General features: G+C 69.8%; 9 protein-coding genes. 8 read left to right on the top strand and 1 reads right to left on the bottom strand.

The features are described 5' to 3' along the window. The first annotated feature begins 623 nt into the window (after nucleotides 1-623). The 6 genes from glgX to FPZ12_RS30560 all read left to right on the top strand — a co-directional run bounded on the left by glgX (nucleotide 624) and on the right by FPZ12_RS30560 (nucleotide 11156). Nucleotides 624-2744 (top strand): glycogen debranching protein GlgX, encoded by a 2121-nt coding sequence (gene glgX, locus FPZ12_RS30535; protein ID WP_144757440.1) that lies wholly within the window; start codon nucleotides 624-626, stop codon nucleotides 2742-2744. A 161-nt stretch (nucleotides 2745-2905) separates the two neighbouring features. After that, nucleotides 2906-4885: a maltotransferase domain-containing protein gene (locus tag FPZ12_RS30540; protein ID WP_144757442.1), complete on the top strand. Its 1980-nt coding sequence runs from the start codon at nucleotides 2906-2908 to the stop codon at nucleotides 4883-4885. A 75-nt stretch (nucleotides 4886-4960) separates the two neighbouring features. Then, a complete protein-coding gene (gene treS, locus FPZ12_RS30545) occupies nucleotides 4961-6772 on the top strand; it encodes a maltose alpha-D-glucosyltransferase (protein ID WP_144757444.1) in 1812 nt (603 codons plus the stop codon). Between the two features lie 3 nt (nucleotides 6773-6775). Then, nucleotides 6776-8155 (top strand): maltokinase N-terminal cap-like domain-containing protein, encoded by a 1380-nt coding sequence (locus tag FPZ12_RS30550; RefSeq protein ID WP_144757447.1) that lies wholly within the window; start codon nucleotides 6776-6778, stop codon nucleotides 8153-8155. A gap of 3 nt (nucleotides 8156-8158) precedes the next feature. Further along, a complete protein-coding gene (gene glgB / locus FPZ12_RS30555; RefSeq protein WP_144757449.1) occupies nucleotides 8159-10345 on the top strand; it encodes a 1,4-alpha-glucan branching protein GlgB in 2187 nt (728 codons plus the stop codon). Between the two features lie 37 nt (nucleotides 10346-10382). Next, entirely contained in the window at nucleotides 10383-11156 is a 774-nt protein-coding gene (locus tag FPZ12_RS30560; RefSeq protein WP_144757450.1) for an SDR family oxidoreductase, read from the top strand. Here FPZ12_RS30560 and FPZ12_RS30565 read toward each other — a convergent pair. Further along, entirely contained in the window at nucleotides 11153-12475 is a 1323-nt protein-coding gene (locus FPZ12_RS30565; RefSeq protein ID WP_144757452.1) for a protein kinase domain-containing protein, read from the bottom strand. The genes FPZ12_RS30560 and FPZ12_RS30565 overlap by 4 nt on opposite strands. A 134-nt stretch (nucleotides 12476-12609) precedes the next feature. Between FPZ12_RS30565 and FPZ12_RS30570 the strand changes: the two genes are divergently transcribed. Further along, nucleotides 12610-14283: a DUF6461 domain-containing protein gene (locus FPZ12_RS30570; RefSeq protein WP_144757454.1), complete on the top strand. Its 1674-nt coding sequence runs from the start codon at nucleotides 12610-12612 to the stop codon at nucleotides 14281-14283. Continuing rightward, the gene (locus tag FPZ12_RS30575; protein ID WP_144757456.1) at nucleotides 14255-15190 is read left to right on the top strand and encodes a phosphotransferase; all 936 of its coding nucleotides are present in this window, start codon (nucleotides 14255-14257) and stop codon (nucleotides 15188-15190) included. The genes FPZ12_RS30570 and FPZ12_RS30575 overlap by 29 nt, the downstream gene beginning before the upstream one ends. Nucleotides 15191-15193: the final 3 nt, after the last annotated feature.

Raw genomic sequence — 15193 nt, forward strand, 5'->3', positions numbered from 1 at the left:
TCCCGTCGCCTGCCCAGGCCCACATCACTTTGCCCTGGGCCCGCAACCCCTCTACACGACGCGCGCCCGACTGCACAAAGCTTGCGGGTCCAGGGGAAAGTGATAGCGCTTTCGCAGGCGACGGGATGAGCACCCACCTCTCCCCCCTCGCAACCGGTGGCCGAGCTACGGGCGGTGCCCATCCTGGAGCCTGCCTCCCGGCGAGGGGATCTTTCGTCTTTTCCCCTCGGCCTGTTCTCAACCTGCGACAACAACGGACGCGCGTGGCCGCGCTGTGTGGACCCCTCCGCCGCCCCGACCCGTAAGTGTCGGCGATCTTGGGGCTGCGTCAAGGCGGGAAAGAGTACCTTGACCCAGCCCCAAGATCGCAAAAGCAGGCTGGGGATCGGAGCGGCGGAGGGGTGTGGTCGTCGGGACGGCTCGCTTCGCGTCGCCGGGTCGCGGTGCCGGGGTGGCCATCGGGAGTGCGGGGCGGTCGCGGGTGGCTCGCGTTGCATCGCCGGGTGACGGTTCCGGGGTGGTGGGTGGCGGTGGTTGGCTGGGTGGCACGCCGGGAAACAAGCCTCACCTGCACCGACTCCGTGACAATAGGCAATACGGACCCGGCCTGAGAAGATCGATAGATGGCACTACCACCCGCCGCCGGCGTGCCCGTGCTCGCCGGCCGGCCGTTCCCGCTCGGGGCGCACCCCGAGGGAGGGGGCGTCCGCTTCGCCGTGACGTCGACGATCGCCGAGGCCGTCGAGGTGTGTCTCATCGGCGAGGACGGGTCCGAGCGCCGGGTGGAGCTCACCGAGCGGACCTTCGGCGTCTGGCACGGCCTCGTCCCCGGCGTCACGTCCGGCCAGCGGTACGGCTACCGCGTGCACGGCCCCTACGTACCCTCCCGCGGTCAGCGCTGCAATCCCGCCAAACTGCTCGTCGACCCGTACGCCACACGCATCACGGGGGCGCTCACCGACCTCGACGCCGCGCTCGGCCACGTCGGGGACCCCATGCACGGGCAACCCTCCAAAGTGGACTCGCTCGGCAGTGTGCCGCTTTCGGTCGTCGGCTCGCACGGTGGACCGGACACGGGCGTCAAGCCCGACGTGCCGTTCGAGGAGTCCGTCCTCTACGAGCTCCACGTGAAGGGTTTCACCCAGCAGCACCCGTTCCTGCCCGAGAACCTCCGCGGCACGTACCTCGGCCTCGCGCACCCCGTGGTCATCGAGCACCTCGTGCGCCTCGGCGTCACCGCGGTCGAGTTGCTCCCCGTGCACTGGTTCACCGAGGAACCGCACCTCGTCCGCCAGCGCCGCCGCAATTATTGGGGCTACTCGCCACTCGGCTACTTCGCCCCGCACGCCGCTTACGCGAGCGAGCCGGGGCGGGAGGTCGAAGAGTTCCGCACGATGGTCGCGGCGCTGCACGCGGTCGGCATCGAGGTGATCCTCGACGTCGTCTTCAACCACACCTGCGAGGGCGGCTTCGAAGGGCCCACACTCAGTTTCCGCGGCCTCGACGCCCCCGCCTACTACCTCCACGGCCCGCGCGGGCACGGGCTCGACCTCACCGGCTGCGGCAACACGCTCGAGGCCTGCTCCCCCACGGTCATCCGCATGGTCACCGACTCGCTGCGCTACTGGGCCACCGAGATGGGCGTGGACGGGTTCCGCTTCGACCTCGCCAGCACCCTCGGCCGCCCCGGCGGAGGAGCCTTCGACCGCGATTCCGCCATGCTCACGGCGATCACCACCGACCCGGTTCTCTCCCGCTGCAAGCTGATCGCCGAACCCTGGGACGTCACCGGGCAGGGCTACCGCGTCGGCGACTTCGGGGCGCAGTGGGCGGAGTGGAACGGCCGCTACCGGGACACGATGCGCGACTTCTGGCGCGGGATGGCGCCGGTGGACGATCTCGCCTTCCGGCTCTCGGGCTCCTCCGACCTCTACGACCACAACCTGCGCCGGCCGTGGCAGTCGATCAACTTCGTCACCGCGCACGACGGGTTCACCCTGCGGGACCTCGTTTCCTACGACCACAAGCACAACGAGGCCAACGGCGAGGACAACCGCGACGGCACCGACGACAACCGGTCGTGGAACCACGGCGTGGAGGGCCCGACGGACGAGCCGGACATCGTCGCGCTGCGCGGCAGGCAGGCGCGCAACCTGCTGGCCACGCTCCTGTTGTCCACCGGCACCCCGATGATCACCTCCGGCGACGAGCTGTGGCGCACCCAGCACGGCAACAACAACGCCTACTGCCAGGACAACGAAATCTCGTGGGTGGACTGGTTCGGCGGCGAAGAAGCCGAGTCGATGCTCACCTTCGCCCGGCGGCTGATCCAGCTCCGCGCGAGCAGCCCCGCCCTGCGGCAGCCCCATTTCTTCGACGGCCGTCGGACTCCCACCGGGAAACCGGACCTGATCTGGCTGCGCCCGGACGCGACCGAGATGACGGAGAAGGACTGGTTCGACGGCGACCGCCGCACGCTCGGGATGTGGATCGACGGTTCCAACAGCCAGTCCCGCTCCCGCGACGGCGAGCTGGTGCCGGACCATTCGTGGCTGCTGATCCTGCACGCCGGCGCCGAGCCGGTCGAGTTCACGATGCCGGGCCCGGAGTACGGCGAGACCTTCAAACCCATGCTGGACACGGGATCCGCCGATGGAAGCCCCACCAAGCACCGCCCCGTGAAGGCGGGCGGGGTGCTCACCCTGCCCGCCCGCTCACTCCTTCTGTTGCGCGCACCCCGCTGAACGTTTACGCGCGGGTTACGAGCCGTTGTCTGGACACTCCCTGTCCTGCGGCGGAAAGTGGCACCAGATAGGTTTGCGCTCGTCCGCGGTCGGGCACTCCCCAGCAGAGGCAGTAACGCCGTGGCTTTCGCGTAGGAGCACAACGGAAAGGGGCGCTGCCGATGACCGGCCGGCTCGGCATCGACGAAGTGACCCCGGTGGTGAGCTGCGGCCGGTACCCGGCCAAAGCCGTGGTGGGTGAACACGTTCCGGTGGCGGCGACGGTGTGGCGTGAGGGCCACGACGCCGTCGCCGCCACGGTCACGTGGCGCGGCCCCGACGACCGGGTGGCCCGCCGTACCCGGATGAGCGAACAGGGCAGCGGGCTCGACAGGTTCGGCGCCGTGATCGTCCCGGACACCGAGGGCCCGTGGACCTACCGCGTCGACGCGTGGAGCGATCCGTGGGCCACCTGGCGGCACCACATCAAGGTGAAAGTGGCCGCCGGGCAAGAGGTTTCCGAGCTGGGCAACGATCTCGAGGCCGGCGCGCAGCTCCTCGACCGGGTCTCCCGCAGGCCCGACCGCCGCCGCGAACGCCACCAGCTGATGAGCGCCGCGGCCGCGCTGCGCGATCACGAGCGGATGCTCGCGGAGCGGATCGGGCCCGCGCTCTCGGCCGACGTCGAGCACATCATGCACGAGCACCCGGTGCGCGAACTCGTCACCAAGGGCAAGCCGATGAAGCTGTGGGTGGACCGCGAACGCGCCGCCTACGGTTCCTGGTACGAGTTCTTCCCGCGCTCGACGGGCGGCGTGGACGAAAAGGGCGAGCCGGTGCACGGCACCTTCGCCACCGCCACCCGCGAGCTGGACCGGATCTCCCGGATGGGTTTCGACGTGGTGTACCTGCCCCCGATCCACCCCATCGGGCGGGTGAACCGCAAGGGGCGCAACAACTCCGTGCTCGCCGGGCCGGACGACGTCGGCTCGCCGTGGGCCATCGGCTCGGACGACGGCGGCCACGACGCGGTCCACCCCGACCTCGGCACGATCGAGGACTTCGACGAGTTCGTGGCGCACGCCGACGAGCTGGGCATGGAGGTCGCGCTCGACCTCGCGCTGCAGGCCGCGCCGGATCACCCCTGGGTGCTGAAGTACCCGGAGTTCTTCACGATGCGGCCCGACGGCACGATCGCGTACGCCGAAAACCCGCCGAAGAAGTACCAGGACATCTACCCGATCAACTTCGACAACGACCCGCAGGGCATCTACAACGAGGTGCTGCGCGTCGTCCTGCACTGGGTCGAGCACGGGGTGCGGATCTTCCGGGTGGACAACCCGCACACCAAACCCCCGGACTTCTGGGCCTGGCTGATCGCGACCGTGAAGGACGCGCATCCGGACGTGCTGTTCCTGTCCGAGGCGTTCACGCGGCCCGCGCGGCTGTGGGGGCTGGCGAAGCTCGGGTTCACCCAGTCGTACACCTATTTCACGTGGCGCACGAGCAAGGAAGAACTGATCGAGTTCGGCCAGGACCTGGTGGCGCACTGGGACGAGGGCAGGCCGAACCTGTTCGTCAACACCCCGGACATCCTGCACGCGTCGCTGCAGCACGGCGGGCCCGGCATGTTCGCGTTGCGCGCCGCGCTCGCCGCCACGCTCTCGCCGACGTGGGGCGTGTACTCCGGATACGAGCTGTACGAACACGAAGCGGTGCGCGAGGGCAGCGAGGAGTATCTGCACTCGGAGAAGTACGAGCTGCGCCCGCGTGACTTCGCCGCGGCGCGTGCGGAAGGCCGCTCACTGGAGCCGTGGCTGACCAAGCTGAACGCCGTGCGCCGGTCGCATCCGGCGCTGCAGCAGATGCGCACGCTGCACTTCCACACCGTCGACAACAACGCGTTGCTCGCCTATTCGAAACAGGATCCCGCGACCGGCGACACGGTCGTCGTCGTGGTCACGCTGAACCCGTACGGCGCCGAAGAGGGCACCCTCTGGCTGGACCTGCCCGCGCTCGGTTTCGGCTGGGGTGACCGGCTGATCGCGCACGACGAGGTCACCGGCGAAACCTGGGACTGGGGCCAGGCCGACTACGTGCGCCTCGAACCGTGGCGCGCCGTCGCCCACGTGGTCAGCCTGACGAGACGCCTTTCCGAATAACCGAAACGACCGCCTAAGAGAACCCCGCCGCGAACGCGCCGGGGCGAGCAGCCATACCCGGACGAAGGTGGAAATATGGACCAAGACTCCCGGCCCGACGCGGCACTCGGGCTGGACGACGTGCCCCACACCGGGGAAGCGCTGACCGCCGAAGGGATGCTCGTCGAACCGCAGGCCGACGAGTTCCGGCACGCGCAGGACGCCCCGGACGACCCGGCCTGGTACAAGGGCGCGGTCTTCTACGAGGTACTGGTGCGCGCGTTCACCGACTCCAACGGCGACGGCACCGGCGATCTGCGCGGGCTCGCGAGCAGGCTCGACTACCTGGAGTGGCTCGGCGTCGACTGCCTCTGGCTGCCACCCTTCTACGCCTCGCCGTTACGCGACGGCGGATACGACATCAGCGACTTCCGCGCGGTGCTGCCGGAGTTCGGCACGGTGGAGGACTTCGTCTACCTGCTCGACGAAGCGCACCGCCGCGGCATCCGGGTGATCACCGACCTGGTCCTCAACCACACCTCCGATCTGCACCCGTGGTTCCAGCAGTCCCGCTCGGACCCGGACGGCCCGTACGGCGACTACTACGTCTGGAGCGACGACGATTCCCGGTACGCCGACGCGCGGATCATCTTCGTCGACACCGAAACCTCGAACTGGACCTACGACCCGGTGCGCGGCCAGTTCTACTGGCACCGCTTCTTCACCCACCAGCCCGACCTCAACTACGAGAACCCGGACGTGCAGGAGGCCATGCTCGACGTCCTGCGGTTCTGGCTGGATCTCGGCATCGACGGGTTCCGCCTCGACGCCGTGCCGTACCTGTTCGAGCAGGAGGGCACCAACTGCGAGAACCTGCCGCGCACGCACGAGTTCCTCAAGCGCTGCCGCAAGGCGGTCGACGACGAGTACCCCGGCCGGGTGCTGCTGGCCGAGGCGAACCAGTGGCCATCCGACGTCGTGGAGTACTTCGGCGACCCGGCCACCGGCGGGGACGAATGCCATATGGCGTTCCACTTTCCCCTGATGCCGAGGATCTTCATGGCCGTGCGGCGCGAGTCGCGGTTCCCGATTTCGGAGATACTCGCGCAGACGCCGAAGATCCCGGACAACGCGCAGTGGGGCATCTTCCTCCGCAACCACGACGAGCTGACGCTCGAGATGGTCAGCGACGAGGAACGCGACTACATGTACGCGGAGTACGCCAAGGACCCGCGGATGAAGGCCAACATCGGCATCCGGCGACGGCTGGCGCCGCTGCTGGAGAACGACCGCAACCAGCTGGAGCTGTTCACCGCGATGCTGTTGTCGCTGCCCGGTTCCCCCGTGCTGTACTACGGTGACGAGATCGGCATGGGCGACAACATCTGGCTGGGGGACCGTGACGCCGTGCGCACGCCCATGCAGTGGACCCCCGACCGCAACGCCGGTTTCTCGTCCTGCGACCCTGGCCGGATCTACCTGCCCGTCATCATGGACCCGATCTACGGTTTCCAGGCCATCAACGTGGAGGCGCAGCGTGACAGTGCCTCCTCGCTGCTCAACTGGACCCGGCGGATGATCGAGGTGCGCAAACAGCACCACGCCTTCGCCGAGGGCGAGTTCATCGAGCTCGGCGGGTCCAATCCGAGCGTGCTGGCCTACAAACGCCGCTGGATCCGGCCCGACGGGCAGCTGGACGTGGTGCTCTGCGTGAACAACCTGTCCCGCTTCCCGCAGCCGGTGGAGCTGGACCTGTCCGAGCACGAAGGCAGTACCCCGCTGGAGCTGACCGGCGGAGTGCGGTTCCCCGACGTCGGGGAGCTGCCCTACCTGCTGACGCTGCCCGGCCACGGGTTCTACTGGTTCCAGCTCCTCGCGCCGGAGGCCAAGGCAATGCGAGGTGAATAGACCTTGACCGACTCCCGTGACCTGGTCACCGCACTGGTGGCGGAGCTGCCCGGCTGGCTGCCGGGGCAGCGCTGGTTCGCCGGGAAGGACCGCCCGGTCGACGCGGTCCTTCCCGTGCGCGCCACCGTGCTCACCGAAGGCGACCCGCTCCTGCTGCACCTCGTCGTGGAGGTGGTGCAGGGCGCCCGGCGGGAGCACTACCAGCTGCTGATCGCCGGCCGCGAGAAACTGCCGGAGTACCTGGGTTCGAGCTGGCTCGGCACGGAGAACGGGCGGCCCTGCTACGAGGCGGCGAACGACGCGGACGTGACCGGCGTGCTGCTGGATCTCATCGCGGAGGACGCCGATATCGGCCCGCTGCGGTTCCGCCACGAACCCGGCGCGGACGTGACCGGCGGCCTGCGGGCCCGGCCGGTCGGCGCCGAGCAGTCCAACACCTCGCTGGTCTACGGCAGCCAGTACATCCTCAAGCTGTTCCGGAAACTCACCACGGGCGAGAACCCGGATCTGCTGCTGCACCGGGCTTTGCAGGACGCGGGCAGCGAGCACATCGCGCCGCTGCTGGGCAGTATCACCGGCGAGCTGGGCGGCGCGCCGGCCACTTTCGGGATGCTGCACCGGTTCATGGCCGACGCGGTGGACGGCTGGGCGATGGCCACGACCAGCGTCCGGGACCTGCTGGCCGACCCCGAGCTGCCGCCGGACCAGGTGGGCGGCGACTTCGCGGGCGAGGCGCAGCGGCTCGGCACGGCGGTGGCGACGGTGCACAACGACCTCCGTGAGGCCCTGGGCGAACAGCGGGCCGACGCCGAGGAGCTCGAACGCACCGTCAAGGCGATGAACAGCAAGCTGGACGCGGTGGCGCGGGAAGTGCCGGAGCTGGCGGAGTTCGCGCCCACGCTGCGTGCCGCGTTCGACGAACTGTACAAAGTGGACCAGCCGGTGCCGATGCAGCTCATCCACGGAGACCTGCACCTCGGCCAGGTGCTCCGCACCGTGCACGGCTGGCTGCTGATCGACTTCGAGGGCGAGCCCGCGGCGCCGTTGAGCGAACGGGCCGCGCTGCGCTCGCCGTTGCGTGACGTGGCGGGCATGCTGCGTTCCTTCGACTACGCGGCACACCAGATGCTCGTCGGCCAGCCCGAGGACGAACGGCAGGCCGAGCGGGCGCTGGAATGGGCCGGCCGCAACAGGTCGGCGTTCTGCGACGGCTACGCCCAGGCCGCGCAGCCGCTCGGCGACCCGCGCCGGTGGCCGCGGCTGTTGCGCGCGCTGGAACTGGACAAGGCGGTCTACGAGGTCGCCTACGAACACGCGAACCGGCCGGACTGGCTGCGCATCCCGCTGGACTCGATAGCCAGGATCTGCTCAGGAGGCGAATAACCCGTGAACCCACCCGGCACCCTGCCCGAAGGGGCACCGCCGCCCGCGGACATCGACCGGCTGCTGGCGGGCTCGCACCACGATCCGCATTCCGTGCTCGGCGTGCACCGGCTCGGCGACCAGGTGGTGGTGCGCGCGCTGCTGCCGGGCGCGAGGACGGTGACGGTGCTGGGCGCCGACCACAAGTTCGAGCTGGACCGCGTGGTGGACAGCCTGTTCGCCGGCGTACTGCCGGAGCATCCCGGCGACTACCGGCTGGCCGTGGACTACGACGGGCGCGTCACGGAGATCGACGACCCGTACCGCTGGCTGCCCACCGTCGGCGAGCTGGACCTGCACCTCATCGGCGAAGGCAGGCACGAGAGGCTGTGGGACGCGCTCGGCGCGCACGTCCGCCGGTACGACACCCCGCACGGCGAGGTCTCCGGCGTCTCGTTCGCGGTGTGGGCGCCGACCGCTCGCGGCGTGCGCGTGATCGGGGATTTCAACGGCTGGGACGGGCGCGGGCACGCGATGCGCTCGCTCGGCTCGTCCGGGGTGTGGGAGCTGTTCATTCCGGGTCTCGAGTCCGGGATGTGTTACAAGTTCCGGATTCTCGGCGCGGACGGCGCGTGGCGGGAGAAGGCCGACCCGCTCGCGTTCGCCACGGAAATGCCACCCAAGACGGCTTCGGTGATCACGGAGTCCTCGTACGAATGGGCCGACGAGCCGTGGCTCGCCGAGCGCGACGCGACGAACTGGGCCAACGCGCCGATGAGCGTCTACGAGGTGCACCTCGCCTCGTGGCGGCCCGGTCTCGGCTACCGCGAGCTGGCCGAGGCTTTGGCCGACTACGTAACGGAAACCGGGTTCACGCACGTCGAGCTGCTGCCGGTGGCGGAGCATCCCTTCGGGGGTTCGTGGGGATATCAGGTCACCTCGTACTACGCGCCCACCGCGCGGTTCGGTTCGCCGGACGATTTCCGGTACTTCGTGGACCGGCTGCACCAGCGCGGGATCGGCGTGCTGGTGGACTGGGTGCCCGCGCACTTCCCCAAGGACAGCTGGGCACTGGCCCGTTTCGACGGCACGCCGTTGTACGAGCACGCGGACCCGCGGCGCGGTGAGCAGCCGGACTGGGGCACGTACGTGTTCGACTTCGGGCGCAACGAGGTGCGGAACTTCCTGGTGGCCAACGCCTTGTACTGGCTGGAGGAGTTCCACCTCGACGGGCTGCGGGTGGATGCCGTCGCGTCGATGCTGTACCTGGACTACTCGCGGCCGGACGGCCAGTGGGTGCCCAACGAGTACGGCGGCAGGGAGAACCTCGACGCGGTGCGGTTCCTGAAGGAACTGAACGCGACCGTCTACAAGCGACACCCCGGCGTGGTGATGGTGGCCGAGGAGTCCACGGCGTGGCCTGGGGTCACGCGGCCGACGCACCTCGGGGGGCTCGGGTTCGGGTTCAAGTGGAACATGGGCTGGATGCACGACACGCTGCATTATCTGCAGCACGACCCGGTGCACCGCTCGTACCACCACAACGAGCTGACGTTCTCGTTGGTGTACGCGTGGAGCGAGAACTTCGTGCTTCCGTTGTCGCACGACGAAGTGGTGCACGGCAAGGGTTCCCTGTGGGGGCGGATGCCGGGCGACGACTGGAACAAGGCCGCGGGCGTGCGCGCGCTGCTGGCTTTCATGTGGGCGCACCCCGGTAAGCAGTTGTTGTTCATGGGCGGCGAGTTCGCGCAGGAGCAGGAATGGTCGGAGGAGCGGTCGCTCGACTGGCATCTGCTGGAACAGCCTCTGCACGGCGGCGTGCGTGAGCTCGTGGCGGACCTGAACCGGGTCTACCGCGCGACGCCGGCGTTGTTCCACGGGGACACGCGGCCCGAGGGCTTCCAGTGGATCGACGCCAACGACGCGAACGGCAACGTGATCAGCTTCCTCCGCCACGGCGAGGACGGCTCGAAACTGGCGTGTGTGGCCAACTTCAGCGGCGCCCCGCACCACGATTACCAGGTGGGGCTCCCCCACGCCGGCCGGTGGCGCGAGGTGGTGAACACCGACGCGTGGTCCTACGGCGGTTCGGGTGTGGGGAACTTCGGGATGGCCCAAGCGGTTCCGGAGCCCTGGCACGGTCAGCCGGCTTCCGCGGTGCTCCAGCTTCCGCCGAACGGCGTGTTGTGGCTGGCGCCTGAGGAGTCCTGACCTTGACGAGACTCGCGGTTCTGGCAACACTGAATCCATGGATCTCCACCTCAAGGACCAGCGCTCCCTGGTGACCGGCGCCTCGTCCGGGATCGGCGCGGCCATCGCCGAAACACTCGCCGAGGAGGGGTGTCACCTGCACCTCACCGCGCGCGGCGAGTCCACATTGGACGAACTCGCGCGGCGGCTCCGCGAACAGCACGGCGTGGACGTGCAGATCCACCCTGCGGACCTGCGCGAAGAAGGCGCGGCCGCGCGCCTCGCCGAGGCGGCGGGCGACGTCGACATCCTGGTCAACAACGCCGGCGACATCCCTGGCGGCTCCGTCGAGGTGGTCGACGAGGAGAAGTGGCGGCACGCCTGGGAGTTGAAGGTGTTCGGCTACATCAACCTCGCCCGCGAGATGTACGCGCGGATGAAGGCACGCGGCGCGGGCGTGATCGTCAACAACATCGGCGCGTCGGGGGAACGCTTCGACTTCGACTACATCGCGGGCAGCAGCGGCAATGCGTCGCTGATGGCCTTCACGCGCGCGCTCGGCAGCCGCAGCCTGCGCGACGGGATCCGCGTGGTCGGCGTGAACCCGGGCCCGGTGGAGACCGACCGGATCGTGACGCTCATGAAGTCACACGCGAAGGCCCGCTTCGGCGACGAGAGCCGGTACCCGGAGCTGCTGACGTCCTTCCCCCTCGGCAGGCCCGCCGCGCCACGCGAGATCGCCGACCTGATCGCGTTCCTCGCCTCCGACCGCTCCACCTACACGACGGGCGTCATCTTCACCGTCGACGGCGGTATGTCAGCCGGCGGCTAAGGGCTCTGGCAGGTGACTTCCGGGGGTGCGGCCTGATCGTCCGGGGTGCTTGCGATGAACCCGAACGTCGTTGTCGCGCCGGGGGAAAGGACGGCGTTGTAGGCGGCATTGGAGACGGTGACCGAGGTTCCGTTCTGCTGCAGCGTGCCGTTCCACAGGTTGCCGACCTTGTGCCCGGCGGGGACCCGCCAGCTGACGGTCCACCCCGTCACCTGCTTGCTCTCGCCGCGCACGGTCACCTGTGCCTGGTACGCGCCCGGCCAGGAGTTCGTCACCTCGTACGTCGCTTCGCAGGCGGGTGGGGCCGTGGTCGTGGGCGGCGGCGTGGTTTCCGGTGCGGCGACCGGGTTTCCGTCTCCGTCACCGCCCAGCAGGCTGCCGATCAGCACGCCGACAGCCACCAGCGCAACGGCACCGGACCCGATCACCACCGCTCGCCGGGACGGACGGCGCCGGGGCTGAAGCAGCAGCGTGGGATTGTGCGGCGGTGGCACGGGTTTTCCTTGTGCCACAGCGGAAAGCAGCTCCCGCGCCTCGTCCGCGGCCGGGCGTTCGGCCGGGTCGCGGCGCAGCATTCGGCCGAGCACGTCGACCAGCGGCCCCGTCTGCCGGGGCGGGACGATCTCGCCACCCGCGACGCGTTGCAGGAGCGCGTAAGGGTTTTCGGAGGTGCCGAACGGCGGCGCGCCCTCCAGCGCGTTGTAGAGCGTTGCGCCGAGCGAGAACACGTCGGACGCGAAACTCGCCTCCGCTCCCCCGGCGACCTCGGGCGCCAGGAAAGCCGGGGTGCCCGCGATCACGCCGCCGTCGGTGACCGTGGCATCACCGAACGCGCGCGCGATCCCGAAATCGGCGAGTTTGGCCGTGCCGTCCTCGCCGATGAGCACGTTGCCCGGCGTGACATCCCGGTGCACGATGCCCTCCGCGTGCGCGGCCGCCAGCGCGGACGCGATCTGGCTGCCCACGTCCGCCACGTACTCCGCCGACAGCGTGCCCCGCTCGGCGATCAGCGCGGCGAGGCTCTGCGACGGCAGGAATTCCATGATCAGGCAAGGTTTCCCGGCGTGCTCGACCACGTCGTGCACCGTGATGGCGTGCGGGTGCCGCAGCCGCGCGGCCACCTTGCCCTCGCGGACGGCACGGCGCACCGCCTGCTCCGCCTCCGCCTGATCGATCCCCGCGGCCAGCACCAGTTCCTTGACCGCGACCACCCTGTCCAGGCGTTCGTCGCGCGCCTGCCACACGACGCCCATCGAGCCGCGCCCGATTCGGGACACCACGCGGTAGCGCCCCGCGATCAGCTCGCCCTCGTCGGTCACGACGGTTCCTCCGTTACTGGTGGTCGAGCCGCCATTCTAGGTTCCGCCCGGAAAGAGGCCCCCGAAACGGCCGCATCGCGGCGCCGGTTTCGCTAGCCTGGCCGCGCCAAGGAGTCGACACCAGAGGTCGTGCGATGAACAGCCAGCGCAGGCGCCGAGCGGCGATCACCCTGCCCGAAGGCGTACTCGAGCCGCTGGTACCCGTCGTGGCCGAAGCGCTGCCCACGGTGATCGCGCTGATCCCGCCCGGCGCGGCCACCGAGCTGGGCCGACGCCGGACCATCGACCAACTCGCCTCCGAACGGCTGCTGGGCGCGCTGGAACTCGGCCTCGAACGACTGCCCCTCTCCGCTCCCCCTGGCCTGACGGCCACGCTGCCGGAAGGCTTCCGGTCCGGCAATTTCGCTTACGCGGTCGGCTCGCACGAAGGCGCGGCAGCAAGCGCGGTCCGCATCCTCGAACAATTGTGGCCCGGCACCACCCAGCTGATTTCCTTGCTGGCCAGGGAAATCGCCACGAACCCGACAGTTTCCGCGCTGCTCGCGCCCGAAGCAGGTGGCGAGGAACAGCTCGCGGACCGGCACGGCGCCGGGCACCTCGCGCTGACGGTCATCGTCGCGACGGCGGTGCTGCGCGAACTGGATCCGCCGATCGTGGGCGCGAAACCGGCGGTGATCGTCGGCGCGTCGGTCGAAGCGGTCGTGGACGTGCTGGCGGTGGTGCCGCAGCCGGAGGGTTACGCCGAGGCGCTGCTGGAAACCCGCCGCGCCAAGTACCTCCTGCCGCGCAGCGCGGCCGGCTCGGTGTGGACCGGCGAGCACCGGTTCGCGTTGTCAGAGAACGATTTTCCGGCGCATTCGGACTTCTCGGCCAACGGGCTCGTCGACGTGGCCGAGGGCGGGATCACGATCCGAACCGGGCTGACCGATAGCACGGTCGCGGTCCGGCTGCACGTGCTCGCCGACGCGCCGGGCGAGGTGGATGTCGCGCACTGGGACGAAATCGTCGAGGTGAGCTGGACGGCGGCGCGGGGTTTCGCCTCCGTACTCAGCACCGTCCGCCCGACCCACGACGGCCTGCGCGAGCAGACGCCGCCGTGGCCCGGCGACTACCGCGTGCGGGTGCACGCGCGCGGCCGCGACGAAGCAGACGACGAGGAGTACGAGCTGGTGGTGTGGAGCGCGCCGGCCGCCCCGCCGATCGTGCACAAGCGGACGGACCGGCTCGGCCACCGGCTGCGTGGCGAGCCCGCGCCGATGGTCGTGCCGAAGCCCTGGCAGCACTACCACTGGGTGCGCACGAGCTCGCTGCAGGTGGCGGCGACGGTCACCATCGTGACCGGTTCCACGGCGGACGAGGTGGTGGCGGCGTTCGGCGCGAACCCGGCCGAACCGCTGCCGCTGGGCGATCTCGCGTCGGATCACACGCATCCGCAGTGGGTCGCGGTGCTCCCGGCCGAGGATGCGGTGATCGCGATCGAGATCAACGGATACCGTGGCAGCGACGGGAAAGTGCTGCGCGCGCTGTCCCGCAAGGGCCGGGCGGGCAGCATGTTCTGGAATGTCAACGCGCTGACCCGGCTTTCACTCGCCGCGCACGGCACCCTGCTGGCCTCGTTCGAACCCGGCCTGCAGGGCACGCCGGAGGAGATCGCGGAGTACCTGGCGGGCCTGGAGCTGGAGGACTACCACGACCACGAGGCGAAGGGCCTCACCGCGGTCGAACGGTTCACCGGGCATCGGCTGACGCGGGATCAGCTGTGGCAGCTCGAAGAATTCGATGTCGGCTACGAAATCACGCGCGGCTGACTGGCCGGACTGGTTACGGCCCTGGTGCGTCGAGCATCTGGGCAATGAGCCGGTGGGCGTGCTGTTCCGGCTGCGGCAGCTGTCGGAAGTGTTCGGCCTCCGCCTGGCCGATGGCGCGGAGGTCGTGCTCAAGGCCCGCCCCGACGACGGCCGTGCGGCGTCGTGCCTAGCCGCGCAAACCCGGCTGGCCGAGCGTGGTTTTCCTTGCGCCCGCCCGCTTACACCGGTGACCGTCGTCGGCGAGATGGCCGTGCACGCCGAGGAATACCGGCCCGGCGGCGAAATGCTGCGCGGTGATTCGCCCGATGTGGCCGCGCGGTACGCGGAGGTGTTCGCCGGGTTGATGGCCGGGCTGGACGGCGTGGACCTCGCGCCGCCGCTGCCGAACCCGCGCTGGATACGGTGGGATCACCCGGATTCCGGGCTGTGGCCCGCCATCGCGTTCCTCGACGAGCGGGACCAGAGCACTGTGCCCGCGCACGTCGTCGACACCGCGACCCGGGCCCGCAAGCGTTTGCTGGCCGCGGACTTGCCGCGCGTACTGGGGCACGGCGACTTCGAGGCCCAGAACCTGCGATGGCACGGCTCGCGAGTGTGGGCGGTGCACGACTGGGACAGCCTGGCCTGGCAGCCGGAGGCGGCCCTGGTCGGCGCGGCGAGCGGAGGTTTCGCCGGTGCCCGGCCGGCGACGCTGGCCCCGATCGGGAGTTCGGCCGCCTTCCTGCTGACCTACCAGGAAGGCCGCGGGCGCTCGTTCACCGACGCGGAGCGGGAGGTCGCTTGGGCCGCCAGCCTGTGGTCGGCCGCCCACAACGCCCGTTGGGAAGCGCTGCACGGCGACGCCCCTGTGTCCGGCGACGCCCTTCGCGAGCAAGGACCCGAACGCCTCCGCCGCGCGAACGCGTAGCCA

This window comes from Amycolatopsis acidicola (genome assembly GCF_007713735.2).
Taxonomy (GTDB): Bacteria; Actinomycetota; Actinomycetes; order Mycobacteriales; family Pseudonocardiaceae; genus Amycolatopsis_E; species Amycolatopsis_E acidicola.